The organism is Enterococcus avium (assembly GCF_002891025.1).
Taxonomy (GTDB): Bacteria; Bacillota; Bacilli; order Lactobacillales; family Enterococcaceae; genus Enterococcus_A; species Enterococcus_A avium.
The window spans coordinates 1,356,262-1,380,326 of record NZ_NBSL01000003.1 but is presented as its reverse complement, the minus strand read 5'-3'; the positions used below and the strand labels follow the sequence as shown (position 1 = coordinate 1,380,326).

Genomic DNA, 24,065 nt, shown 5'->3' with positions numbered 1-24,065 from the left:
TCTTCTGGGATTTTCCTTATACTAATGCACTCAAATGTCGAATAATTTTATCATTGTCTTGATTTTCCAATTCTTGAATAATATGCAAATACGTTTCCTGAGTGGTTGTCATACTTGAATGCCCCAATCTTCTAGCAACACTCGCGATAGAAACACCTGCAAAAAGCAACAAAGATGCATGAGTATGACGTAAGCCATGTATAGTAATGGTCGGAACACTTGCTTTCTTACACAACGCTTCAAGTCTTTTATTGATTGTTGAATTGAACACTCGTCCATTCACAAATATCAAACTATCTTCATTCATATTTTTGGTCAATTGGGAGAATTGCATACTAATCTGCCAATCAATTTGAATTTTTCTTTTTGAGGATTCATTTTTTGTAGGTTGAATTTCACCATTTGATTTTTTGTAATTCCACGTTTTAGTTACTGTTAGACTCTGGTTGAAATAATCAAAATCTTTTGGAGTTAAGGCAAGAGCCTCTGAAAAACGTAGTCCAGTTTTTGCGATAAGCAGAATAAACCAATCCCAGTTAATTTCTTTATTTAATTCCAATTGCTTAAGTAAAGATTGTAACTCAAATTGATTCAAAAACTTTGGTTTCTTTTTGCAAGGCTCTTTGCCTTTAATAATAATTTTCCGAGTAGGATTTTTCTCAATTAAACCTTCGTCAACTGCATCTAGAATTGCACCTTTGATTTGATGATGAAAGTCCATGGTTGTCTGTTTTTCATGAGTAAGAGCGTATTCGTTCAAAAGCATCTGATAATTCCTGCGATCCAAATCAGATAAACGTAAATTCGGTGCTAATTCTATAATTCTCTGATGTGTTACGTAATACTTGTCCAATGTAATCTCTCGAATCGCCCCAACTTTGTAAAGTTCCAACCATTCTTCAAAATATTGATGAAACAATACATCCTTTTTCTTTTTTCTCATACAAAATACCTCCTAAAAATAGTTATTTAGATTCCATCATAACTATTTTTAGAAGGTAATACTTTTTTATACGAACATTTTTTTTAGGAAAGCTATTTTTAAGGATTTTAGTTGGTCTAGGTACTTCTGATGTTGGGTGATAGTATTGTCCAGAGTCTTGAAAAATAGTCCAATTTTTTCTTGCTCATTTCTACTTTCTGTTATTGAGAAAGTCATTTTTTTGAAAGAACCAGTAGTAATTTGATTGATGGTTGCTCCTAGATTTTTATTAATTTCTATCTTAAACTGTATTGTATCTAATAAAGCATTTATAAAATTTGATTCTTTTGAACGAATCCCTGTCATAAATGCACCAATTACAGTATGATTCATAGTTCTTTTTATTTGAGCATGTTTTCCAATTAAATCTCTAGAACCATTTCGGACAACAACAATAATATCTCCCTTCTGAACATTGTCCGCGTTTACAACTGAAGAATTAACATAGACATTATCTGCATCTACTATTTCTCCGTTTTTAACATTAGAAGATCTGAGGACAAAAGTTCCATTTTCAGAAACTATATTTTGTGGAGAATAAGTTAACCCGGAGTAAAATCTAACTAGTTCCCCCAACTTACGCTGTTCCCAATTCTCGTAAAAACCAGCAAAATGTATTTCAGGCACTTTCTCCCCACTCTTAGGGAACATCTTCTGCAAATACGCCTGTTTTAATCGTTTTAATAAATCCAGTTTACGCTGATGAAGGGCGATAGTGTTATCAAGCTGTTTGAAGAAGGTACCGATTTTTTTCTGTTCATCATTAGTGCTAGGAACATTAACAGATAATTTTGCAAGATCATTTGAGTTTATTGCTGGATAGCTTGTCCCTGTACTTCTTTCTAAAACTCTATTTACAAATTTTTCTTCTTGTACTAGAGTCAGAAGAAAATACCCACTATTCTTTGGTCTCATTTGCGCATATCCTGTAGAAAAGACATAGTTTTCATAAGGTAGATCGAAAAGATAATTGTTTTTTTGATAAGGTCGTACAGTCTGATAAAATACATCATTTTTTTTGGCTAGTCGTTGTGCTCTTGAAGGAGCAGTTTCTTTATTCTCTGTCCTATGTCCAATCAACTCTGTTCCAATTACAGACTCCAAATCAACATATTCAAATTTATTAGGTAAATTTGATTTAGGATTGAACTCGGCTAACTCATTTAACTTACGCAGTTCCCAATCGTCAAAACAATAGTAGAGTTACAAAGTACATTAATTGTTTTTCTTCCTCCTTGACTTTCCCAAAAGAACCCGTATCATAGCTTATGAAAGTTTGCTGAGGCGGAGGATGGGGAGAGAGCTTGCTGAGAATTAAGAAGATTTTTAACAACAATGTGGTCTTGGTGATTGATACGAAGGGTCTGGAGCGGATCTTGATCGGCAGGGGGATCGCCTTTCGGAAACGGGGTGGCGAGACGGTTGAGAAGGATAAGATCGAAAAGACGTTCGTGGTGGATTCTCCGAATGTGGCGGATCGGTTTGTGCAATTGATCGAAGAGGTTCCGATCAATCGGCTGGAGATGGTAACGGTGATCGTCAAGGCTGCGGAAGCGGAGCTGGAGCGGACCTTTGATGGGAATACCTATATTGGGTTGGCGGATCACATCAATTATGCGGTGAATCGTTTTCGGAATGGGGAGACGATTCAAAATGCGTTGTTATTGGAGATCAAGAAGTTTTATCCGAAGGAATTTGCGGCGGGCATGAAGGCGCTGGAGCAGATCAGCTATTATGAGGGGATCGAGCTGAATGAGGATGAGGCGGGATTTATCGCGCTTCACTTTATTAATGGCGGCTTGAACAATGATACGGCTCAGACGTTATTGACAACAGAGATGCTGCAGAAGGTAGTCTTGATCGTTGAGGATGGTTTAGGAATTGAGCTGGATACGGAATCGCTGAATTATGTTCGTTTCGTTACCCACTTGAAATTCTTTATTCAACGTGTCATAATAAATGAACCGAGACAGGAAGCAGTGCCGGAGATGTATGAACAGGTGGTTCAGTTTTATCCGAAGGCGACGGAGAGTGTCGGGATCATTAAGCATTATCTACAAGAGAAGCTGGCTTGTCGGATTTATCCGGAGGAGGAGATGTACTTGATTCTCCATGTCCAGCGGCTAATTAAATAAACGGGATTGTAACTGATTATGCAGGCAACACCCAAGCAAGGGATGAAGAGTCTCTTGTTTGAGTGTTGCCTTTTTTATATGCCAAAAAAGGGGGAAGCAACATGGATAAGTATCAAAGCTTGGTATCATTTATTTTGGAAAAGGTCGGAGGAAAGGAGAATGTGTTAAGCGTCACGCATTGTATGACGCGGCTGCGTTTTACCTTGAAGGATGATTCGTTGGTCCAGCGTGAGGAAGTGGTGAAATCGCCGGATGTGATGAGTGCGCAATTTGCCAGTGGACGTTTTCAGGTAGTTGTCGGGACAAATGTGGCGGATATTTTTCAAGTGGTTCAGGAACAGCTGAATGGAAAAACAGTTGCGGCGGAAGAAGAGAAAAAAGGGTTAGTCAGTACGTTAGTCGACACGATTACCAAAGTGATCACGCCAGTCTTAGGAATTTTAACCGCTTCAGGTTTGCTTCAGGGGATCTTGGCTTTATTGACGGCGACGAATGTTTTGTCGGTCGACGATGGTGCGTATATTATTTTGCACGCGATGGGGCAGGCGGTCTTTTACTTTTTACCTGTCACACTAGGCTACACGAGTGCGAAGGCCTTCAAGATGAATCCGTTTGTGGGGATGATGCTTGGAGCAACCCTGCTGATTCCAGAGCTGATGACAGGGTTGACGAGCGGCGATGCGCTGTATACGTTGTTCAAGGGGACGCTGTTCCAAACGCCGGTCTTTAACACCTTCTTTGGGATTCCGATTCTGTTTCCGGCGAATGGTTATCAATACACGGTTATTCCCATTATCTTTATTGTCTATGTTGGTTCAAAGGTCGAAAAATGGCTGAAAAAGGTTGTGCCGGCAGTGATTGCTCACAACGTGAATTCGTTCTTAACAATCTTGATCACGGTTCCTTTAGCGATCTTGGTGGTTGGTCCGGTGACGAATGTTCTTAGTTCATTGATCAGTGCCGGCGTATCAGGGTTATATGGCATTTCACCTGTTGTGACTTCGTTAGTGGTAGCGTTGCTTTATCAACCATTGGTTATTTTTGGGTTGCATTGGCCGATTTCAGCGATCGGGATTACGAATTTGGCACAATCGGGCGTAGATTACATTTTCCCAATGTCCTTTACCGCCAATTTTGCGCAAACTGCTGTTGTGTTAGCTGTCTTTTTACGGACGCGCTCGAAGGATCAAAAGGCCTTGGCGATTCCAGCGATGGTATCGGGTTTGTTCTGTATCATTGAACCGGCGATCTACGGCTTTAGTTTACCTGTCAAGAAACGTTTTGCCTTTTCAATGCTTGGCGGTGCAGTTGGTTCGTTGATCTTGGCTTTGACCTCGACAAAAATGTACGCGATGTCCTTTGGGATTCTAGGATTTGCGGCCTTTATTGATCCGAAAAGCGGCAGTATGAATGGCGTTATCATCGCAGTTATTGCGTCGATCGCGACCGCGGTAGTGCCATTTGTGTTAACCTATATGACCTTTAAAAAAGAAGAGGATGTCGTCGATCCAGAAGAAAAAAGTCTCGTGAAATCTGAAGTATTGTTTTCACCTTTAACAGGAGAAATCAAACCCATCGAACAGGCAGCTGATCCAAGCTTTGCATCAAAAGCATTAGGAAGCGGTTTTGTGATTGTCCCAGAAGAGGGTGAGGTGGTTTCACCGGTCACTGGTACGGTAGAGACTGTTTTTCCAAGCGGACACGCCATTGGAATAGTTAGCGACACAGGAATTGAAGTATTGATCCATATCGGGATTGATACGGTGGAATTAGAAGGTCAAGGCTTTCATCCATTAGTAGAAAAAGGACAATCTGTTGTTCAAGGCGAGAAAATTTTAGAAGTAGATTTGGAAAAGGTTGCTGAAGCGGGCTATTCGATTGAGTCCTTTGTGACGGTTACGAATTCTGATCAATTTCTAGATGTGCTTAGTCAGCAGGAAGGGCATGTGAAGCTCAACGACAAGGTCATGACTGTCATTCCTTTCAACAATCAAGCAGAAGCAATCAATTTAGCGGAGGTAAATTAAGTGAGAGAAAAGATTTGGGGCGTACTCGCCGCCGGTGCACTAGGCGATGCGATGGGGATGCCGACAGAATGCTGGTCACAGGAAAAAATCCGACAGAATTTTCCCGATGGCGTAACCGAATTAATCGCATCCAACGAAAACGATGTGTTTGGACGCAAATTAGCGGCAGGAGCAATTACCGATGATACGCTAAACGTATTGATGATCCTATCCATGATCAAGAAAAACTACGGGCAGATTCGGGTGGCGGACTATGTTGCGGAGCTGCGGGAATGGAACGACAATTCAGGTGTTTCCGCCTTTGTTTCCGGTCCATCAACGTTGAAAGCTTTGGATAAAATCGCTCAAGGCGTGCCGATCGAAGAGACGGGTGTCACAGGAACAACCAATGGAGCGTCCATGAAAATTGCTCCGATTGGATTGATCAGCGATTACCGTGACTTGCCAACATTAGTAAAAAATGTCGCGGAAATCTGCCTGCCAACCCATAACACCAAAATCGCCATTGCCGGCGCAAGTGCGGTAGCAGCCGCGATCAGCTACACAGTCCGCGGTGGACAATCAATCGAAGAAATCTGGTCAGTGGCCTTTAACGCGATTAATGCTGCCAAAGAATACGGCCACGATTTCCCAGCCGCTTCACTGACCTTCCGCATGAATCAGGCGCGCAAAATCCTGCGACAGGAAGCCGATGAAGCCGTCATCCTAAAACGACTATACGAAGAAATCGGGACCGGCATGGAGACTATTGAAACCATTCCAAGTGCGTTTGTGATTGTCGAATTAGCCAAAGGTGATCCATTAAAAGCCGCCCAACTAAGCGCCTCTCTGGGATGGGATACTGACACGATCGGTGCCATCAGTGCTGCGATCTGCGGCGGGATGAATCCCCAGTTACCAAAGGAAATGATTCAGCAGATTGAAGAAGTTAATCAGTTGGATTTTGAGGAGTTGACTGAGGAAGTTGCTCCGTTTGTGAAGTAGGGATAATTTCGTATTTGTTCTGTTCAATCCAGTTGGAGTTGCATGTTGAATTCCTAAATAAGATAGCGACCGAAATTCCACGAGGAGAACTTCGGTCGCTCTTTTTGTGTATTTTAAATAACCTACTCAATAAACACATCTTCTAAGATTAAAGCGTCCTACTTTTTAAACGTAACCTTAAATGTAGAAATTAATCCCTTATCACGAGCGATGGAATATTCGATCGGATTATCCGAACTGTCGAAGGTGACGGTTTCTACTAGCTGTAGCGCGTCATTTTTTCTTATGTTCAAAACCTTAGCATCTTCACTGGAACAATTGATTGCTGTAAATTTTTTTTCAGCATAAGAAATATCAATATGATAGGTTTCACGCAAAATATCAAATAAAGAAATCTTTGAAAAGTCAAACTTATCTAAATTTGATGCGATAGAAGTAGGAACATAGGTAGTAACTATTTCTGAGGGTTGGTTTTCGACAAAACGTAATCGTTCTAAATGATAAAAATGAGTATATTTATCTTTAAAAATGCGGCGAACAATCTCGTCACTCTCTACGATTTCAATCGATAATACCTCCGTACTTGTAGAAAATTGTTTCTTTTGAGCGACATCATTGAAGCTACGTAATTCTGAAACATCCCAAGAAAATACCTCTCTTTTTTTTACAAATGTTCCTTTACCACGCCTTCTTTCAAGGAGTCCATCATTCACTAGCTGCTCTACAGCTTGCCGAATAGTAGTACGACTCACATTATATTGATCTATTAGAGCGATTTCTGAAGGCAGTGCCTCTCCTTCTATATAGACTTCCTCTTTAATTTTCTTTTCAATGTCCTCTTTTACCTGAAAATATAAGGGAAGAGGACTATTTTTATCTATTGCTTCCATATCGTTATCCTTTCTTCGTATTACTACATTAATCATGACGTCATTACCACTTAAGATAATATCAAAATTTACTGTTAAAGGCAAAATTATTTAAAGTAATCTAAAAGAAAGCGCTGACAAATGAAACTTTTTCTCTATAATACACAGTATAACGATGTAGTGACGTAATGAAGTCTCTACAAGTAGTGAGGAGGAAAATTATGAGTGGAAACTGGCTTGATTTGTCGCAAAAGGTAATTGTAGTTACTGGAGGTAGTATGGGGATCGGTGAGAATATTGTTCGTAATTTATTAGATAACGGAGCAAAAGTAGTCATCGCTGATCTTGTGGAGAATGAGGAACAGACCTTAAATGATAGCGTTCTATTTGTGCCCTGTGATATTACGAAAAAGACTGATGCGGAGAAATGTATTGAGATGGCAGTAGAAAAATTTGGACGTATCGATGGGTTGGTCAATAATGCCGGGGCCAATCGTCCGAATCTTTTGGTGGATTATTATCATCAGGATTCTAGACGTGAAATGAGCGAAGAGGAATTAGATATCATGTATCAGGTTAATCAAAAAGGGCTCTTTTTAATTTCTCAAGCAGCGGCGCGTGAAATGGTAAGACAAAAAAGCGGTGTGATTGTCAATATTTCTTCTGAGGCTGGAATGGAGGGCTCTAAGGGACAAAGCGGGTATTCTGCTACTAAAGGAGCGGTGAATTCTTTCACACTTTCTTGGGCCAAGGAACTGGGGCAATTTAATATTCGAGTGATCGGAGTAGCACCAGGCATCAATGAACCGACTCCTATGGGGAATCAAAAGCACATGGAAAAGCTGGCTTATACGCGTGGGATTCAATCAGGCGAGATCAAAGGCGATTACACAAAGATCATTCCTTTAGGTAGAATCGGAAGGCTTCAAGAAGTGGCTGATCTTGTCAGCTACCTACAATCGGATCATTCATCGTACATTACAGGTACGATCATTAATGTCACTGGAGGAAAATCACGAGGATAGAAGGGAAATGAAGATGAGAACAGCGATTGTATTAATGACACACGGCAGCTTTGGGAAGGAGCTGATTGCTTCGGGAGAACTTATTTTAGGCGAGTTGAAGGATGTCTTTTCGATTTCGTTAGAGGCTGAAAAAGAACCAATGGAATTAATGTCAGAATTGGAAACGCTTTTACAGTCTGATTTCGATCAGTATATTCTTCTTGCTGATTTGTTTGGAGGAACTCCTTGTAATGTTGCAGCACGGTTTTCTTTAGAAGACAACGTGATTGTCTTATCCGGTGTGAATCTGCCAATGCTGATTGAGGCGGAGATGGCAAGAATGCAGGGAAGTTATGACGGATTAGAAGAGAATCTTATGAAGAGTGCGAGGGAAGGAATCAAGGATGTAAAAAAAATCATGAAAGAAAGGAAGGCAGAGAGATGATGGAGGGAATTCGATTAGTACGGATTGATTTTCGATTGATTCACGGTCAGGTTATTACGAAATGGAGCAAGCTGACCGATGTGAAATCGATAGTCGTTGTCAATGATGAATTAGCGGCCGATGAATTTATGGCGGACATCTATGTGATAGCAGCTCCACCAGGGATGCAGGTGGATGTGATCTCAAAGGATCAGTTCGTTCAAGGAGTGAAGGATGGGAAATTTGATTCCGGAAAAATTCTTGTATTGTTTAAAAATATAGAGGATGTCCGTGAGGTAGTTGAGAAGGGAGTGGCATTTAAGCAGGTACAGGTTGGCGGACTAGGCAGCGGTAATGGCAGAACATCCGTTGTTAAAGGAATCTCTGTTGATAAGACAGACATTGCCAATTTAACTTTTGTCCAAGAACAAGGTGCTGAGGTAACGTTCCAGGTTACACCGGAGGAACCAAAATTAAGCTTAGAAAAAGCAAGTAAGAAAGTGGGTTGAGAGTATGTTAGGGGTTAGTATTTTTACAGGTATTTATTATTGGATCATGAAAACTGACGTTGGGTATGGTATCACACACGCAATACGGCAGCCTTTGTTTTCTGCACTTTTTATTGGGATCATTATGGGCGATTTGAGGCAGGCAATCATCATCGGTGCTGCGGTCCAAATTCTCTATATTGGACTGGTGGCAGCTGGATCGAATTTACCAGCGGATGATTGCTTGGCTGGCTTAATTGCTATTCCAATCGCTCTTCATTCTGGCTTATCGACGGAGCTGGCGATTGCGATCGCTGTACCTGTGGGTGTGATGGGTGTCTTTATTGATCAGCTGAGAAAGACATTGAATGTAACGTTCGTTCACATGGCTGACCGTTATGCCGAAGAAGGAAACACTAGACAAATTATGCTGTGTAATAATGTTTATCCGACGATTTTGAACTTGATTCTTCGCTTTCCGATTCCATTTTTAGCTAATTACTATGGTGCGGATGCTGTGAACAGCTTTATGGAAAGCGTTCCTGAATGGTTAACACATGGCTTCTCTGTAGCTGGCGGATTATTACCAGCATTAGGATTTGCGTTAACAATGTTCGTTATAGGAAAAAAAGAACTGCTGCCATGGTTCTTCATTGGCTATTTCTTAATTCAATTCAGCGGTATTCCCGTGTTGGGTGCGGCGATCTTCGGTTTATGCGCAATTTTACTAATTAATATGTATCAAAAAGCAAGTGTGGAGGGGTAAAAAAATGGAAGAAAAATTAATCTCTGAAAAAGATGTTAGAAATGCTTGGCTTCGCTATTACATGTTTTGTGAAGTTGGAATTTCCTATGAACGACTTCAAGCTCTTAGCTTTTGCTATTCATTGATTCCAATCTTCAAAAAAATCTATCCAGATAAGGAGGATATGAAGGCGGCTTTACAGCGTCATTTAGTTTTTTATAATACAGAGGCTGTATTTGGATCACCCATCAATGGAATCGTTATTGCACTGGAGGAACAAAAGGCGAATGGCGAGCCGATCGAAGATGATGCGATCACTGGTTTGAAGACTGGATTGATGGGTCCGTTAGCTGGGGTAGGCGATTCGATCGATTGGGCGACATTAAAACCGATTATTTTTGCATTAGGAGCCAGCTTGTCAGCCAGCGGGAATGCCATTGGCGCGTTTGTTCTTCTTCTGCTTCCAATTATTCAAATCGCAATCGGTACAAAACTGTCTGTTTACGGTTATAAGATGGGACGTGCATCGATTCGTGAAATTTTGAGTTCAGGACGAATCAAGGAATTAATTAATGGTGCTAGTACTCTAGGACTCTTTATGATGGGCGCACTTTCCTCAAACTATGTTGCGTTAAGCTCGCCGTTGAAATTTACGTTCGGAAAAGGCAACGAACCCTTCGTTGTGCAAAATATCATTGATAGTATTGTCCCTGGGCTACTTCCGCTTCTTGCTGTATTAGGCATCTATTGGTGGTTGAATAAAAAAAATCAAAATATGGTTGCGATCATGCTGATTATTTTGGCGATTTCATTAATTGGAGCAATCACTGGCATACTTTAATAAAGAGAGGTAAGCGACAATGAAGGCAATACATTTTGGTGCAGGTAGCATTGGCAGAGGATTCATCGCTGATTTGCTTCATGATTCTGGCTATGAGATTACGTTGGTAGATGTCAACGAACAGCTGAATCATCAGATTAATCAGACTCATTCGTATCATCTATATGTAATCGAAGAGCATTATCAAGAAAAAACGATCGACCGAGTAAAAGCTTTATCCCCGATTAAAGAGACAGAACAAGTGATTCAAGAGATCGTCTCGGCAGATATTCTTACGACCGCTGTATGGGCAGACAACCTGTCAAAAGTAGCACCGACGATTTCTGAAGGCTTATATCAACGCTTCTTACTATCAAAGAAAAGAATCAATGTTTTGGCTTGTGAGAATGCTATGTTCAACAGTGAAATCTTGAAAAAAGAGATCCTGAAGTTGGGACAGTTGACCGAGGAACAGCTAGAGCAGGTCGCGACCTTTCCGAATACCGCTGTGGATCGAATGGTACTGGAGGATGAGCGAAATGGAGAAAAGGTGATCAACATTGGTGTGGACTTTGAGTTAGCAATTGAACGCAATAAATTGGTCGATCCAACGAGCTTACCGATTAAGGGTGCAGAATATACGGATAACTTGGTGAAATACATTGAGCGTAAGCTTTATATCATCAATTGCGGCCATGCTTGGTCTGGATATGTTGGGGCGATCAAACGTTATAAGGTAATGTCAGATATCTTTGCTGATGAACAACTAGTAGAGGCTACTCGAGAAGTAATGGGTGAATCTGCCAGCTTATTAATAAAAAAATACGGCTTCGCGAAAGAGGATTTGGAAAGCTATATTGATTTTGCGATTCGACGCTTTCAAACACCAGGCGTAGTCGACACGGTTGCTCGTGTCTGCCGCTCGCCGATTCGCAAGCTGGAGCCGAATGAACGACTAGTCGGACCTGCCAATCAATGTGAAAAAAATCAATTGACAAATGATCGTCTGCTGGAAGGTATTGCGGCGGTATTCCTTTTTGACAATCCTGACGATCAGCAGTCGAGAGAGTTGTTAGTCTACGTTGAGGAAAATGGAATTTCTGCTGCGATTACTCGCTACACTGAACTGATGCCAGAAGGATCAATGCATCAAAAAGTCGTACAAAAATATAAACAGCTACAAAAGCAAAAAGGAGAACTTCGATGAAAGAATCGTTTACGAATGAAGCTGGAGTGTCTGTAGTCGAAAAGGTCATCGAGACAATCAAATCGAATCGGGAGTATCTGAGCGAAGTCGATAGTGTTGGCGGTGATGGAGATCACGGCATCAATATGAATAAGGGCTTCACCATGGCAGAAAAGGAAATCGAGGGTCAGGCTCAATTCAACATGAGTGAAGGGTTCAAAATCGTTAGCGGAGTGTTAGTCAATAAAATCGGCGGATCGATGGGGCCTTTATATGGAAGTTTTTTTCGCGGATTAAGTGTGGCCTCGAGAAAAGAAACAGAAATCACAAAAGAGGTCTTCGGTGTGATGCTAGAGAAGGCCTATCAAAATATCGCTATGCTAACAGAGGCGAAGATCGGGGATAAAACCTTGATGGATGTGCTGATACCAGCAGTAGAGACATATAAATCACAATTGGTAGAAAATAGCTTTGCGGATTGCTTGGAGGAAATGCTTAAGGATGCAGAGGTTGGACTGGAATCAACGAAGCAGATGTCCGCCAAAGTTGGTCGAGCAAGTCGGATCGGGAACCGCTCTATTGGTCATCAGGACGCTGGAGCGACCTCATGCTATTTGATATTAAAAGCATTAGCAGATGGAATCAAAGAGCTACTATAAAGGAGAAGAAAAGGAGGAGATTTTGTGCAGCGTTTTGTGAACGATCCGGATTATGTTGTTGAGGACATGTTGAAGGGGTTTGTTTTGGCTAATCCTGAGGTTGAACTAGCCAAGGCCAATGATCATGTTGTTATGAAAAAGGAAAAGCGGAATGGAAAAGTCGGGGTGATTACAGGCGGAGGCAGTGGTCATGAGCCAGCTTTTCTAGGCTACATGGGGGAAGGGCTGCTGGATGCGGTAGCGATTGGCGAGGTATTTGCTTCTCCACCAGCTCAAGCTTTCTATGATGCAATGCTTGAAGCAGATACGGGGGCAGGTGTCGCCTGTTTATTCGGTAATTATGCTGGAGACAACATGAATGTAAAAATGGCAATTCAAATGGCAGAAGATGATGATATTGAAGTCAAGTACGTAGTTGCCACAGATGATGTCGCATCTTCGCCAAAAGAAACGAAGGAAAAACGTCATGGTATCGCCGGTGGTTACTTCATGTGGAAGGTCGGTGGTGCAAAAGCAGCATCTGGTGCTAGTTTAGATGAAGTAATCGCTGTTGCTCAAAAGGTTGTTTATCGTACCCGCAGTATCTGTGTCGGTCTGGAGCCGTGTGTGATTCCTGCTGTCGGTAAACCTAATTTTGAAATTGAAGCAGGAATGATGGAGTTTGGGATTGGTCATCATGGAGAAACAGGAATTCGTAAAGAAGAACTGAAAAATGCAGATGCCATCGCAGAAGAAATGGTGGGGACACTATTAGAAGATTTCGCTTTTGAAGATGAGCGGGAGTTTTCCGTCATGTTGTCTGGATTAGGCAGTACGATGTTGATGGAGCAGTATATCCTGATAGGAAAAGTCTTGGAAATATTGAAGGAAGAAGGCCATAACATTCATAAGGTCTATGTTGGAAACTTTGTAACATCGTTGGATATGTCTGGGGCTTCATTGACGTTGGTTGACTTAGATGAAGAAATTAAGGATTTGCTGGATGTGACAGGGAATCCTGTGGGAATGAAAAATTACTAAAGAATACAGTTGAGGAGCGTAAGAAATGAAATTACAGTTAGCATTGGACGAACACAAGTTAGAGGATGCATTAGATTTTGCGGAGCAGGTAGCTGATTATGTAGACATTATTGAGATTGGAACTCCTTTTGTCATTGATTCGGGTATGGAGGCAGTACGCCGCTTCAAAGAAAAGTTTCCTGAAAAAGAAATTTTATCGGACGAAAAAATCATGGATGGCGGTTATTATGAGTCTCAGTTGGGATTTGAAGCAGGAGCAGAATATGTTACGGCATTAGGTGTTAGTGATTTAGTAACAATCAAAGGCTGTATTAAGGCAGCAGATGATTTCAAGAAGCAAACCGTTGTAGACATGATCTGCGTAGAGGATATGCCGAAACGAATTGAGGAATTAGAAGAGATTGGAGCTCATGTTTTGGCTGTTCATACCGGCGCAGATGTGCAGGTATTAGGACGTACACCTTTAGATGATCTGAAGGTGATGACCAAACACGCAAAAAAGGCAAAAATCGCCGTCGCAGGTGGAATCAATAGTAAAACAATCCAGAAATATGTGGAATTAGATCCAGATATTATTATTGTCGGAACGGGAATCACACGAGCAGAAAATCCAGTCGAGGAAGCACGCTTAATTAAAGAAGCGATCAATGAACATATGAAGGCAGGAAAATAAAATGGTTGAATGTAAAAACTTGCTAGCGATCATTGAAGAGCTGGCTCAGGATGCAAAACAAGTCGACAATGATCAATTAGCGAAAATCGAAGAGCTGATCCTACAGGCGAAGCGGGTGTTTATTGTTGGTGCTGGCCGTTCCGGCTTTGCTGCTCGGGCTTTTTCGAACCGCCTGATGCATTTAGGCTTTGATTCAAATTTTGTGGGGGAACCAACGACGCCTTCTATTAGGAAAGGTGATCTGTTAATCATCGGTTCTGGATCTGGGAAAACGGAAAGTTTGGTCACAATGGCGAAAAAGGCAAAAAGTGAAGGTGCGTTGTTGTCGACGGTTACGATCCACCCTGAAAATACGATCGGTTCGATGGCGGATGCCTATATTCGAATTCCAGGAATTTCCTCTCGCGAAGAAGCAGTAGAAAAAGCGCCATCTGTTCAACCAAATGGTTCTTCTTTTGAACAATTATCATGGTTGGTCTATGACAGCATGATCGTTGATTTGAAAAAAGCAACGAAACAGGAACAGGCAGATATGGATTACCGTCACGCAAATATGGAGTAAATATCTTAATACAGTGATCGGTTTAAAAAGCTCGGTCACTGTTTTTCGCTTTATCAATAAATATCTTAGGAAGGAGACAGCAAAAGACTATGAAAAAAATCATTAATGCTCCTGAGAACTATGTTACAGAAATGCTGGAAGGAATCTATGCTGCGCATGCGGATATGGTCACATATACTGGTGATGATCTGCATTGTTACGTGTCCAAAGTCAAAAAAGCAGGAAAGGTCGGCCTTGCAACGGGAGGAGGTTCGGGACATCTGCCCTTATTTTTAGGTTATGTTGGCGAAGGAATGTTGGATGGCTGCACGATTGGAGATGTTTTCCAATCCCCTAGTCCAGAGCAAATGTATAACGTTACTAAAGAAATCGATTCGGGATCGGGCGTTTTATACATTTATGGTAACTATAATGGGGATATTTTCAACTTCGACATGGCAGCAGAAATGGCGGACTTTGAGGATGCGATCGAAGTGAAGAGTGTGGTGGCTGGAGATGATGTCGCAACAGAAAAATCGGCTTCTCCAGACGAAAAAAATAAACGTCGAGGTGTCGCGGGAATTTTCTTTGTTTACAAATGTGCTGGAGCAGCGGCGGAGGCGATGTTAAGTCTTAATGAAGTGAAACGCGTGGCTGAGAAGGCAGCAGCTAATGTTCGCACAATGGGAGTTGCTCTCACTCCATGTATTGTTCCGCGTGTCGGAAAAGCCGGCTTTACGATTGGAGAAAATGAAATGGAAATTGGTATGGGAATTCACGGAGAAACAGGATTTCGTCGTGGTTCGTTGGAACCCGCCGATAAAATTGTTGATGAACTGTTGGATAAAATCTTAACAGATATCCCTTATGTTCAAGGGGACGTGGTAGCGGTTTTAGTCAATGGACTAGGTGCGACTCCGTTAGATGAACAATACATTGTCGTTCGCAGAATAAGCGAAAAACTAAAAGAGTCCGGTGTAGTTGTTTATAAATATTATGTGGGCGAATATGCAACATCTTTAGAAATGGCTGGTTTTTCTATTTCATTACTGAAATTGGATGATGAATTAAAAAACTATATCGATATGCCGGTAAACACACCATTCTTTAAACAAGTCTGAAAGTGGGTGAACGAAATGGATCGAGTATTTATTATTGATTACCTGAACGAATTAACAATTATCATGACGGAAAAGAAAGAGTATCTGATCGAACTTGACAGTAAAGTAGGCGATGGAGACCTTGGGTTAACGATGAGCGAGGGCTTTAAAGCAGCTTATGAAGCTATTAGATCATCAAAAGAAAAAGATTTAGGAAAATTACTTTTCATTGCTGGAAAAGCGATGTCTTCTGCTGTACCTTCTACGATGGGCACCCTGATGGCCTCCGGCTTTATGCAGGCCGGAAAAGCATTTAAAGGCAAGGATGCCATGGATGATAGAGAAAGTGTTGATTTGCTTCGAGCTTATGTGGAGGGAGTGATTAATCGGGGGAAAGCAAAACCTGGAGAGAAAACTTTTATTGATGGTCTTTTACCAGCCATTGATAATATGGAGGAAGCATTTGAAAAGGATACTAATACTCAACAAGCTATTAAAGCCGGCTTGATTGGAGCAATTGAAGGGTACGACAATACTGCAACAATGCTTGCCGTTCATGGAAGGGCAGCAGCTCGCGGAGAAGCGTCAAGGCAATTGAAAGATCCCGGAGCAGCTGTTGCTATATTGATGATGAGCGCTCTGGATAAGAGTGTAGAGAAATTTTCTAAGGAGAAGTAGCCAAATTTCATTCAATTTAAGAAATTTATCTTGAAAATTAGCGTATGATTTCCTTGCAGAACTCTTACGCTTTTTTATATTGATCAGTTTTGCTACTAAAACTTTTTGATTTAAAAAATTCTTTTACTTGAAAAGGCGCAATTGTATATAGTAAATGTTTTATATCTAAAACCTCATAAATGAATTGTTCTAGAAGGCGAGGATTATCTACTTCTTATTAAAAGAAAGTTTGAGTGCTGAAAAGCTATCTGAGTTACTCAGCATTAATAATTGAGGAATATGAAGGACTAGGTAAGAAGTCTGTGATTTGCTTTTAATATTCCCAAAATAGCTTTTTTGGTAGCCAATCAAGAGAAAATGATAGAACGTGGATAAATTTGAAGCAAACTTCATATTTTCGAGTTTTTCGTCAAAATTTGCACGAAACTTCAAATTTTTGACCATCAGAAACAAGAGCCGCAAACGAAATAAATCGTTTACGACTCTTGTTTATTTCATTTATCGCTTCGCCTCATACTTCAACAAATACTCATGTTCTTCTTTAATAAGCTGTTTGATCTCGTTGGAATCGTCAGCGCAAATATTCGGAATTTCCAGTGCGCTGGCTCCGCAATGGGCTTTTTTCTCTCCGTCTGGGTAGGTATAGCTGTAGATATGTGTGTCGGGTTCACCGGCGCAATAGTCGCAGGAGTTGACGATGCAGCCAGGGGTTTTGCTGGGATATTTTTCAATGTTGGTACGAACAACTTCGGCAAATTTTTGTGAGTAGTCGTTGCAGGCGGAAAATCGCAGCGCAAAAAAGTGAGAGAGCTCTTTTTTGTTTCGGATGCCTATTTTGGCAATCTGTTTATTGTGCCGGCTATGCTTGAATGAGATATGCGAGCGTTCCTTTTTGGGGTTATAACCGAGTTCGGATAGGTAAACGATAATATCACGGTATACTGATTTGTCTTCAGCGTCTAGTGTGCGTAAAAAAGAATCAATCAGCTCTTTTTGCTTCTTGGTTTTCATTCATCAATCCTCCAGTAAGTAGTAGGCGTTTTCCTTTTTTTCGATGAGTTAAGTATAGCATGAAGAATGAAACGACTCCTGAAAATAACTAATTAATAACTTGCGAATAGTAGTGTTTGTTGCTAGATAAGTGCTTTTTTTAATAAGTAATTATTTATAACAAAAAAATGATGTATTTTTGAATTAAATTTGGTATAATTTGAGAATCTTATGAAAACTTGTGTTCTTAAGGTAAGCGAATTTATTTTTTTTCACACAATTGATTCACTAAAACCTTAGTCTTTCTTTAGAAAACAAAAGGATTACTTATTGGAATGAATAGGCTCTTTATTTGTCTACCATTTCTTTATTTGTGTGTAAACAAATTATCGGAGCCGCCAGATTGAATAATTTGTACTATTGCAAGAATCTCGAGTTCGTATGAAACAGGCTCTATCTAAGGTGAAAGGGAAATGACAATCGTTTCAACTACCAGTCAGTGCATGCTACAGATAGGAGTGGTCACTTTGAAATTTTTAGAAATCATTGGGTTGGCTATTGTCGTAGTAGCGTTAGGGTTGTGGGTACTTTATTATACTCGCTGGCTTGCTTTTCGCAGGAAAAATAGGAAGCAAGAAAAGAAACAAGTAAAAGATCACTATCAGACTGCGGAAGCAGCTTCTGGAATTAAAAAACATAAGTGAAGGAGAAAATGGAATGAGAAAGCATTATATTCGCTGTTTGGCTGTACTTTCAATGATTGTTGGGGTGTTTCAATTTGGAGTAGCAGAAAGTTTTGCGGAAGCATCAACGGCAACGGTTACGACAGAGTACGCTTTATATGATACCTTGTCGCCGACAGAACAAAAAAATCTGGTTACTAAACAGCCAGAAGCGACAATTACACAAGACGAGGAGAACTTCCGCTTAATTTATCAGAAAAAAACTGCACAGCCGGTAAATCAAGCGAATAAAACTACTGGAGCAACTTTGCAGCAAACAAATACACATCAGGTTCTGCAAAGTACCTACAAAACACTGCCGAAAACAGGGGAGCAGAAGCAAAATAAAACCATTGTCTATTGTGGAATAATCTTTCTAGCTACGGGTATTCTCCTATTGGTTTGGAAACGCCGTCAAGCTAAAAAAGCGCTACTAGTATTAGCGCTTATTGGAGGAACTGGGTTTACAAGCATTGCGGCAGCAGCAACACCTGAATTACCCGCAGCGAAAACAGAAACACTAGCTAAGGGCAGTGCATTTAAACCCGATACTTCCGTTTCAGACTACGATTATCTCGGCTATATCCATTCGTCCAACAATCACGAGTCGCCAGTAGTTCCTGAGAAAAAAGAATGCACAGTATTGGTACATTTTGTGGATGAAAATGGCAACACAATCGCTCAAGATGAGACGTTAACAGGAAATATTGGTGAAAAATATACATCAGAAGCAAAGACGATTAATGGCTATAGTTTAAAAGAAATTCGAGGAAACGCAACCGGCACATTTACTGATCAGCAACAAGAAGTCACCTATGTGTACACGAAGGAACCCGTCAAAAGAGCGAATGTCATTGTACATTATGTTGACGAAGAGGGCGTCGCAATCGTTCCAGAGGTGATATTAACAGGAAATGTTGGTGAGCAATATACATCAGAAGCAAAGACGATTACCGGCTACATTTTAAAAGAAGTTCCAGAAAACGCAACCGGCACATTTACTGATCAGCCACAAAAAGTCACTTATGTGTATGAAAAAGAAAAACAGTTAGGGCGTGTAATCATTGATTTCAGTAAAGTAACCTCAAACATTGGTAAAGACTTCTATGTCGACATATATGAAGATGGGGTACCTAAATGGACCAGCGTGAAGGCGGAAGGATTCGTCTTATATGACACGAATTACCGTATACCAGATAATGGAAAGCTTGAACTTGAAGGAGAAGTGGGAACCAAAGTGGTAGGTCCAAGTGGATTAAATCTGGAAGTTTCTGGATATCTTCAATTAGGCATTGTCTACCTTGATTCAAAGGGAGTGGAACAAGTAGCAGAAATGCAAGGTTTTAGAATTTCATTCAACGAAGAGGCACCTTTGACCTATACCGAGGAAAATCAAACGATTGTTTATAATATGTACTATCCAAACTAGAAATAGGCTACAGCGGCTTAGTAATTTCGCTGTAGCCATTTTTTTATTTTGCAACAGACTTTCTTCCGCTTTTTAGCAATTAAATAAGGGGATACCGTCATTTTTGCGATCTGTTCATCATAGAAACTGTTCTTTAGCTTTTACTTAGGAACATAATTTTCCGTTTCTGCAAAATAGGGTGATGTTACGATTTCTTTTTTTCTGCTTTCAGATCATCGTAGATAAAAATATTTTTGATAATTCGTAAAATCGGACGGATGGTTAGGAAGATCGAACCTGCGAGGTAAAAGTACATGCCGATTCGATCAGGGATCGAGGTTAGGGCTGCGACACTGCCGAGGATGTAAAAGAAGCCGGTTAATAAGTCGACTGCCAGAGAGAGAATCGTATATCTGTTTTGAAAATACACACGAAATCTTTTTCCCTGTATCTCAATATCTTCTTCGATGGCGTTTTCTACTTCATGGGCTTTACGTTCAATTTTGGGCATGAGGGTAATCAAACCTTTCTGTTTTTGTATAAAGGTTCATTGTACTATCAGTTGGTAAAAATCTGAAAGATGTTGCTTGTAAGATAGCTAAATAATGGATGTAATAGATTAACGATGGGTATAAAAATAGAGTCGCAAATGATTTTTGATCTTTTGCGACTCTATTTTCTATTAATTATTCCGCTATCTCATATTTAATCACGCCGTTATGCTCATAACCTTCCAGCTTCACATCAGATAAGCGGCGTTCAAAGAATGAACGTTTGTGGCCATTCTCATCGAATTTATCTGGTAAGACAAGCGTTGGTTCGCTGTCCGGGATTGGTTGAGACAGCTGTTCTTTTAAAGCATCGATATGACGATCGTAAACGTGAGCGTCATCGATACACCAGTGCATCGTACCAAACTCAAAGCCGAGCTGGTCGGCAATTAGGCGATGCAGGACCGCGTATTGGTAGGTGTTGAAGGGTTGGCCTAATGCCATGTCAGCGGAGCGCTGTTTAACATGCAGATCAAGAACACCATTATTGACCTTCCAATTGGTTGCCCAGACACATGGTTCTAGAGTCATTTCGTCTAGGTCATCGACATCCCACAGGCTAGTCATAATACGACGTGAGCCAGGATTGTTTTCTAATTGATGCAACACGTATTCGACCTGATTAAGCTTTTCTTCACGGTCTGGCAGCTTGCGGCATTTTTTGGCTAATTGATAGCCGTATGCTTTGCCGATGGTATTGTTGTCGTCAACCCACTCATTCCAGACTTTACAGTTGTGGTCTTGCAGCCAGGTTACGTCGTTGGATAATTCTTGCCAGATCCATTCCAATTCGATCAAGGGCGTTTTTTGGAAGACGCGTTTTGATTTTAAGATCGGGATACCGTCTGCGGGGGTGATCTTAAAGTTGACGCCTTGAATAAAACGAGTAGGAGCAGGGCTGCCATCAGCATATTTTGCCCGAACCAAGGCAGGATCTTGATCTGTGCCGTTTTCAATAATATCCATGACGATGTTGCGATAAATTTTGTCGAAGCCAGTATATTCAGTCACAAGAATTCTCCTCTTTTTTTGCTTTTGTCTGAGTTTAACATATTTGCGGGAATTCGTGGATTAAATTTTTTTCAGTATTTGTTTTATCCTAGAAGAAAGTAGAATAGCCGTTTCAAATGACGAGTGTGCGACTTTTTCATTTAAAAGATAACTTTATAAATTGGTCTATCTGCAAGGTTACTCGAAAAAGAGCATGATCATAAAAATGAAAATAGCGCGGATAAAACAGTAAAATAATTCATATTAGTGAAAAAAGTCTTGATAAATTATTTTTTTATGACTATAATTGCAAATGAAAAGTCGCAGCAAGGATAACTGGAAGGACTCAATCGAGTAGAGATAGTTTCTTTTTATTTTTTTGCTAATGTGAAATTAATAACAATAGTGAAACGCTGTGTGCTAATAAATGTTTTGAGTAGATGAAACTAGCTTATAGTGAATTTATTACATATTTACAACAGTTTTCTCTGTTTGTCACGAGTCTATTTTAGATTTATTTAGGCGCTTTGTAGTAGCTGATTTCTTTTTTACATCGGTTAAAGTTAAAAATATCACATTTTATATATCAGGAAAATGCTAATAATGATAGTGTTTTTTTCGGACAATAATAAATGAGCAGCTGTAAATGAATCTGGATGTTCTATTTTATTCAATTTCATTTAAATGAAATTGTTTATTGAGAGGCTGCGGCATTCAAGAGGGTTAGGGAGTTAGTAAAAAGGTAAAAAATTGTGCAGTATGAAATAAACGTACATACCTATAGAATGCGTAAAGCAGACTAAACGTATGGGATGACTGCTCTTTTTTAATAATTTTCTAGAAGGAGTTAAAGTATGAAAACAGTATTATCGGTTGTATTGATCGGGTTCATTGGTCTACATGTAAGTGTCTTCGGCAGAGACATCTTCAAGCATCGGAAAGATTTGGGTGATGAGAGCATGCCTATTTCCATAGGTATTGGGTTTATTACTGATTTCTTTGATACGTTAGGTATCGGTGCTTTTGCCCCAACGACACTTTTGGTGAAGGTTACTAGGCAGCTAGATGACGATCGAAAATTGCCTGGAACCTTAAACGTCAGCCATGCATTATCATGTTTGCTGGAAGCGCTTATTTTCATTACGGTGGTAAAGGTTGAGCCGTTAACCTTGTTTTTATTGGTTGCTTCAGCTACCGTTGGCTCTTGGATTGGTTCGAAATATGTCACAGGACTTCCTGAGCAAAGAGTACAATTTGTTATGGGATTGGCGTTGATTGTAACCGCGATTTTGATGACGTTAAAGCAAACAGGGATGATCAATATTCTTGGAGAGGGAAATGTAGCTACTGGATTAACAGGAGTTAAGTTGATTATCGGGATCGTCGGAAACTTTGCTTTAGGAGCGTTGATGACTATGGGTGTTGGGCTATATGCGCCTTGTATGGCTATGGTTTACATGTTAGGACTGAGTCCGCTAGTAGCTTTTCCTATCATGTCGGCTTCTTGTGCTGCATTGATGCCGGTTGCTAGTATTAATTTCATTAAAACAAATGAATATGCTAGAAAGCTTAGCTTGGGGATTACTATTGGAGGAATTATTGGAGTCATTATCGCTGCGAAATTTGTGACAGGGCTAGATATTACTGTTCTTACGTGGATCGTGATTGTGGTCATTATCTTTACCGGTCTTACGTATCTGCAAAAAAGCTACAAGACAAAAGTTGCGCGAAATGTATAGATTTTAAAAAAGGAGAGTATGTATGTTCGAGAAGGTTAATGTAGAATCTAAAGCAAATATTTATTTTGATGGGAAGGTCACCAGTCGTACGATTCATTTGGAGGACGGCGAAAATGTTACGTTGGGCTTTATGTTAGCAGGAGACTATACGTTCAATACCCAGAAAAAAGAAATCATGAAGGTAACGCAAGGATCGATGACTGTTTTATTGCCTAATGAGGAATCTTGGAAAACAGTTAGTGAAAATGAAGAATTCATCGTTCCTGCAAATAGTGCTTTTCAAGTAAAAGTCGAGAAATATGCGGATTATACGTGTTTCTATGTTTCTGAGGATTAAATAAATTACAAAAGGTATTGGAAGACTGTAAAAGTTTTCTGGTGCCTTTTTTGATTGTGAACATTGAACAGCTGATTTTTGCTTTTTCGGATATGCTACAATGAATGTGATGAAGCTGAAGGAGCGGGTGAAGGAATGGAAAAGAAGTTGTTTTTCTTTGATATTGATGGGACTTTGACGGATCGTAGTACAGGACAGGTGGTGCCTAGTGCGAAGCGGGCGCTGGAGCTTTTAGAGGAGCAGGGGCATTTTGTTTCGATTGCTACGGGACGTGCGCATTATAAGTGTCGTGACTTACTGGAGGAGTTGGGCCTGGAAAATATGGTATGCTCAGGCGGCATGGGTGTGGTGATTAAAAATAAATTGGTGAAAAATACGCCGTTGGATAAAAAAGAAGCGTTGGCAGTGATTCATCAGGCAGAGGAACAAGGTGTCGGTGTATTGATCGCGACGGATGATTCGGAGAAGGTTTATGGGAAAAATGATCTTTTTCGGCAGCAGGTGGGACCTAGACAGGAGCCGACGGAATATTTTATCGATCCGACATTCAATGTGGATGAAGCAGAGAATATCTTCAAGTTTTATTTGGCATTACCGAAAGAGCAGGATCACTTGATCCCAGAGCCAAAGAATTTTTCGAAGCTGCGCTTTGTGCCTGAGTATACGATGTGTCAGCATGATAACAAGAAGCAGGGCATTCTCGATGTTTTGGAGTATTTTGACAGACCGGCGCAGGATGTGGTGGTCTTTGGTGATGACGTGAATGATCTGGTAATGTTTGACAAGCGTTGGACGAGTATTGCGATGGGAAATGCAGTGGATGAATTGAAGGCACAGGCGGATTATGTGACTGATCGCAATGTTGATGATGGGATTTATAATGCTTGTCGTAAGTTTGGCTGGATTTGATCGTTAGTAAAATCCAATGTTTATTTTATTGCTTTAGCCAATTTTTTAAAGAACACATAAAAATTTTGAATGAAGAAAAATGAT

26 protein-coding genes are annotated in these 24,065 nt (G+C 40.5%); 20 read left to right on the top strand and 6 right to left on the bottom strand.

Features of this window, described 5'->3' with window-relative positions:
• Positions 1 to 16 precede the first annotated feature (16 nt).
• Positions 17 to 943: a site-specific integrase gene (locus AUF14_RS22290; protein ID WP_070505177.1), complete on the bottom strand. Its 927-nt coding sequence runs from the start codon at positions 941 to 943 to the stop codon at positions 17 to 19.
• 66 nt (positions 944 to 1,009) lie between these two features.
• The gene (locus AUF14_RS22285) at positions 1,010 to 2,158 is read right to left on the bottom strand and encodes a restriction endonuclease subunit S (protein ID WP_070505176.1); all 1,149 of its coding nucleotides are present in this window, start codon (positions 2,156 to 2,158) and stop codon (positions 1,010 to 1,012) included.
• Positions 2,159 to 2,286: 128 nt separating this feature from the next.
• Between AUF14_RS22285 and licT the strand changes: the two genes are divergently transcribed.
• The 3 genes from licT to AUF14_RS22270 all read left to right on the top strand — a co-directional run bounded on the left by licT (position 2,287) and on the right by AUF14_RS22270 (position 6,128).
• Positions 2,287 to 3,117 carry a BglG family transcription antiterminator LicT gene (gene licT / locus AUF14_RS22280; protein ID WP_070505175.1) on the top strand — a complete coding sequence of 277 codons (831 nt, stop codon included), beginning with the start codon at positions 2,287 to 2,289 and terminating at the stop codon, positions 3,115 to 3,117.
• Positions 3,118 to 3,218: 101 nt separating this feature from the next.
• Positions 3,219 to 5,144, top strand: a complete 1,926-nt coding sequence (locus AUF14_RS22275) for a beta-glucoside-specific PTS transporter subunit IIABC (protein WP_070505174.1) — start codon at positions 3,219 to 3,221, stop codon at positions 5,142 to 5,144.
• Complete coding sequence (locus AUF14_RS22270; protein ID WP_070505173.1) at positions 5,145 to 6,128, top strand: ADP-ribosylglycohydrolase family protein; 984 nt, start codon at positions 5,145 to 5,147, stop codon at positions 6,126 to 6,128. It abuts the gene before it with no gap.
• 158 nt (positions 6,129 to 6,286) lie between these two features.
• Here AUF14_RS22270 and AUF14_RS22265 read toward each other — a convergent pair whose 3' ends face one another.
• Positions 6,287 to 7,102 carry a GntR family transcriptional regulator gene (locus AUF14_RS22265; protein WP_221892165.1) on the bottom strand — a complete coding sequence of 272 codons (816 nt, stop codon included), beginning with the start codon at positions 7,100 to 7,102 and terminating at the stop codon, positions 6,287 to 6,289.
• Positions 7,103 to 7,218: 116 nt separating this feature from the next.
• Between AUF14_RS22265 and AUF14_RS22260 the strand changes: the two genes are divergently transcribed.
• From AUF14_RS22260 to AUF14_RS22205, 12 genes are all read left to right on the top strand, one after another.
• Positions 7,219 to 8,022: an SDR family oxidoreductase gene (locus AUF14_RS22260; RefSeq protein WP_070505171.1), complete on the top strand. Its 804-nt coding sequence runs from the start codon at positions 7,219 to 7,221 to the stop codon at positions 8,020 to 8,022.
• 13 nt (positions 8,023 to 8,035) lie between these two features.
• The gene (locus AUF14_RS22255) at positions 8,036 to 8,446 is read left to right on the top strand and encodes a PTS sugar transporter subunit IIA (RefSeq protein WP_212746852.1); all 411 of its coding nucleotides are present in this window, start codon (positions 8,036 to 8,038) and stop codon (positions 8,444 to 8,446) included.
• Positions 8,443 to 8,934 (top strand): PTS system mannose/fructose/N-acetylgalactosamine-transporter subunit IIB, encoded by a 492-nt coding sequence (locus tag AUF14_RS22250; RefSeq protein ID WP_048718614.1) that lies wholly within the window; start codon positions 8,443 to 8,445, stop codon positions 8,932 to 8,934. Before AUF14_RS22255 ends, AUF14_RS22250 begins: the two co-directional genes overlap by 4 nt.
• 4 nt (positions 8,935 to 8,938) lie before the next feature.
• Entirely contained in the window at positions 8,939 to 9,679 is a 741-nt protein-coding gene (locus AUF14_RS22245; RefSeq protein WP_048718615.1) for a PTS mannose/fructose/sorbose/N-acetylgalactosamine transporter subunit IIC, read from the top strand.
• Between the two features lie 4 nt (positions 9,680 to 9,683).
• A complete protein-coding gene (locus AUF14_RS22240) occupies positions 9,684 to 10,499 on the top strand; it encodes a PTS system mannose/fructose/sorbose family transporter subunit IID (RefSeq protein WP_048718617.1) in 816 nt (271 codons plus the stop codon).
• 19 nt (positions 10,500 to 10,518) lie between these two features.
• Positions 10,519 to 11,685, top strand: coding sequence for a mannitol-1-phosphate 5-dehydrogenase (locus tag AUF14_RS22235; protein WP_070505169.1), 1,167 nt, complete (start codon positions 10,519 to 10,521; stop codon positions 11,683 to 11,685).
• On the top strand, positions 11,682 to 12,323 hold the full coding sequence (gene dhaL / locus AUF14_RS22230) for a dihydroxyacetone kinase subunit DhaL (RefSeq protein ID WP_070505168.1): 642 nt from the start codon (positions 11,682 to 11,684) through the stop codon (positions 12,321 to 12,323). Before AUF14_RS22235 ends, dhaL begins: the two co-directional genes overlap by 4 nt.
• A 24-nt stretch (positions 12,324 to 12,347) precedes the next feature.
• Complete coding sequence (locus AUF14_RS22225; protein WP_070505167.1) at positions 12,348 to 13,343, top strand: dihydroxyacetone kinase subunit DhaK; 996 nt, start codon at positions 12,348 to 12,350, stop codon at positions 13,341 to 13,343.
• Between the two features lie 25 nt (positions 13,344 to 13,368).
• On the top strand, positions 13,369 to 14,016 hold the full coding sequence (gene hxlA / locus AUF14_RS22220; protein WP_048718622.1) for a 3-hexulose-6-phosphate synthase: 648 nt from the start codon (positions 13,369 to 13,371) through the stop codon (positions 14,014 to 14,016).
• Between the two features lies 1 nt (position 14,017).
• Positions 14,018 to 14,578 carry a 6-phospho-3-hexuloisomerase gene (gene hxlB, locus AUF14_RS22215; protein WP_070505166.1) on the top strand — a complete coding sequence of 187 codons (561 nt, stop codon included), beginning with the start codon at positions 14,018 to 14,020 and terminating at the stop codon, positions 14,576 to 14,578.
• Between the two features lie 89 nt (positions 14,579 to 14,667).
• A complete protein-coding gene (locus AUF14_RS22210; RefSeq protein WP_102866653.1) occupies positions 14,668 to 15,678 on the top strand; it encodes a dihydroxyacetone kinase subunit DhaK in 1,011 nt (336 codons plus the stop codon).
• Positions 15,679 to 15,693: 15 nt separating this feature from the next.
• Entirely contained in the window at positions 15,694 to 16,335 is a 642-nt protein-coding gene (locus AUF14_RS22205) for a dihydroxyacetone kinase family protein (RefSeq protein WP_070505164.1), read from the top strand.
• 498 nt (positions 16,336 to 16,833) lie between these two features.
• Here AUF14_RS22205 and AUF14_RS22195 read toward each other — a convergent pair whose 3' ends face one another.
• Positions 16,834 to 17,346 (bottom strand): hypothetical protein, encoded by a 513-nt coding sequence (locus tag AUF14_RS22195; RefSeq protein WP_070505163.1) that lies wholly within the window; start codon positions 17,344 to 17,346, stop codon positions 16,834 to 16,836.
• Between the two features lie 506 nt (positions 17,347 to 17,852).
• On the opposite strand from AUF14_RS22195, the gene AUF14_RS22190 reads away from it, so the two are divergent.
• Together AUF14_RS22190 and AUF14_RS22185 are read left to right on the top strand one after the other, a co-directional pair.
• Positions 17,853 to 18,029, top strand: coding sequence for a hypothetical protein (locus tag AUF14_RS22190; protein WP_227656426.1), 177 nt, complete (start codon positions 17,853 to 17,855; stop codon positions 18,027 to 18,029).
• Positions 18,030 to 18,042: 13 nt separating this feature from the next.
• The gene (locus tag AUF14_RS22185; RefSeq protein WP_070505161.1) at positions 18,043 to 19,476 is read left to right on the top strand and encodes a MucBP domain-containing protein; all 1,434 of its coding nucleotides are present in this window, start codon (positions 18,043 to 18,045) and stop codon (positions 19,474 to 19,476) included.
• Positions 19,477 to 19,660: 184 nt separating this feature from the next.
• On the opposite strand, the gene AUF14_RS22180 is transcribed toward AUF14_RS22185, so the two are convergent.
• The gene (locus tag AUF14_RS22180; RefSeq protein ID WP_048721853.1) at positions 19,661 to 19,966 is read right to left on the bottom strand and encodes a YrhK family protein; all 306 of its coding nucleotides are present in this window, start codon (positions 19,964 to 19,966) and stop codon (positions 19,661 to 19,663) included.
• 175 nt (positions 19,967 to 20,141) lie between these two features.
• On the bottom strand, positions 20,142 to 21,017 hold the full coding sequence (thyA, locus tag AUF14_RS22175) for a thymidylate synthase (protein WP_083291874.1): 876 nt from the start codon (positions 21,015 to 21,017) through the stop codon (positions 20,142 to 20,144).
• Between the two features lie 833 nt (positions 21,018 to 21,850).
• Between thyA and AUF14_RS22170 the strand changes: the two genes are divergently transcribed.
• The 3 genes from AUF14_RS22170 to AUF14_RS22160 all read left to right on the top strand — a co-directional run bounded on the left by AUF14_RS22170 (position 21,851) and on the right by AUF14_RS22160 (position 23,981).
• Entirely contained in the window at positions 21,851 to 22,735 is an 885-nt protein-coding gene (locus AUF14_RS22170; RefSeq protein WP_070505160.1) for a sulfite exporter TauE/SafE family protein, read from the top strand.
• A 22-nt stretch (positions 22,736 to 22,757) separates the two neighbouring features.
• Positions 22,758 to 23,072 carry a pyrimidine/purine nucleoside phosphorylase gene (ppnP, locus tag AUF14_RS22165; protein WP_049221973.1) on the top strand — a complete coding sequence of 105 codons (315 nt, stop codon included), beginning with the start codon at positions 22,758 to 22,760 and terminating at the stop codon, positions 23,070 to 23,072.
• 135 nt (positions 23,073 to 23,207) lie between these two features.
• Positions 23,208 to 23,981 carry an HAD hydrolase family protein gene (locus AUF14_RS22160; RefSeq protein WP_070505159.1) on the top strand — a complete coding sequence of 258 codons (774 nt, stop codon included), beginning with the start codon at positions 23,208 to 23,210 and terminating at the stop codon, positions 23,979 to 23,981.
• Positions 23,982 to 24,065: the final 84 nt, after the last annotated feature.

Excerpts from the sequence above, each read along its gene's own strand:
- AUF14_RS22290 (WP_070505177.1), bottom strand. The coding sequence starts at position 943 with ATGAGAAAAAAGAAAAAGGATGTATTGTTTCATCAATATTTTGAAGAA.
- AUF14_RS22275 (WP_070505174.1), top strand. The coding sequence starts at position 3,219 with ATGGATAAGTATCAAAGCTTGGTATCATTTATTTTGGAAAAGGTCGGA.
- AUF14_RS22260 (WP_070505171.1), top strand. The coding sequence starts at position 7,219 with ATGAGTGGAAACTGGCTTGATTTGTCGCAAAAGGTAATTGTAGTTACT.
- AUF14_RS22255 (WP_212746852.1), top strand. The coding sequence starts at position 8,036 with ATGAGAACAGCGATTGTATTAATGACACACGGCAGCTTTGGGAAGGAG.
- AUF14_RS22250 (WP_048718614.1), top strand. The coding sequence starts at position 8,443 with ATGATGGAGGGAATTCGATTAGTACGGATTGATTTTCGATTGATTCAC.
- AUF14_RS22245 (WP_048718615.1), top strand. The coding sequence starts at position 8,939 with ATGTTAGGGGTTAGTATTTTTACAGGTATTTATTATTGGATCATGAAA.
- AUF14_RS22240 (WP_048718617.1), top strand. The coding sequence starts at position 9,684 with ATGGAAGAAAAATTAATCTCTGAAAAAGATGTTAGAAATGCTTGGCTT.
- AUF14_RS22235 (WP_070505169.1), top strand. The coding sequence starts at position 10,519 with ATGAAGGCAATACATTTTGGTGCAGGTAGCATTGGCAGAGGATTCATC.
- dhaL (WP_070505168.1), top strand. The coding sequence starts at position 11,682 with ATGAAAGAATCGTTTACGAATGAAGCTGGAGTGTCTGTAGTCGAAAAG.
- hxlA (WP_048718622.1), top strand. The coding sequence starts at position 13,369 with ATGAAATTACAGTTAGCATTGGACGAACACAAGTTAGAGGATGCATTA.
- hxlB (WP_070505166.1), top strand. The coding sequence starts at position 14,018 with ATGGTTGAATGTAAAAACTTGCTAGCGATCATTGAAGAGCTGGCTCAG.
- AUF14_RS22210 (WP_102866653.1), top strand. The coding sequence starts at position 14,668 with ATGAAAAAAATCATTAATGCTCCTGAGAACTATGTTACAGAAATGCTG.
- AUF14_RS22205 (WP_070505164.1), top strand. The coding sequence starts at position 15,694 with ATGGATCGAGTATTTATTATTGATTACCTGAACGAATTAACAATTATC.
- AUF14_RS22195 (WP_070505163.1), bottom strand. The coding sequence starts at position 17,346 with ATGAAAACCAAGAAGCAAAAAGAGCTGATTGATTCTTTTTTACGCACA.
- AUF14_RS22185 (WP_070505161.1), top strand. The coding sequence starts at position 18,043 with ATGAGAAAGCATTATATTCGCTGTTTGGCTGTACTTTCAATGATTGTT.
- AUF14_RS22180 (WP_048721853.1), bottom strand. The coding sequence starts at position 19,966 with ATGCCCAAAATTGAACGTAAAGCCCATGAAGTAGAAAACGCCATCGAA.
- AUF14_RS22170 (WP_070505160.1), top strand. The coding sequence starts at position 21,851 with ATGAAAACAGTATTATCGGTTGTATTGATCGGGTTCATTGGTCTACAT.
- ppnP (WP_049221973.1), top strand. The coding sequence starts at position 22,758 with ATGTTCGAGAAGGTTAATGTAGAATCTAAAGCAAATATTTATTTTGAT.
- AUF14_RS22160 (WP_070505159.1), top strand. The coding sequence starts at position 23,208 with ATGGAAAAGAAGTTGTTTTTCTTTGATATTGATGGGACTTTGACGGAT.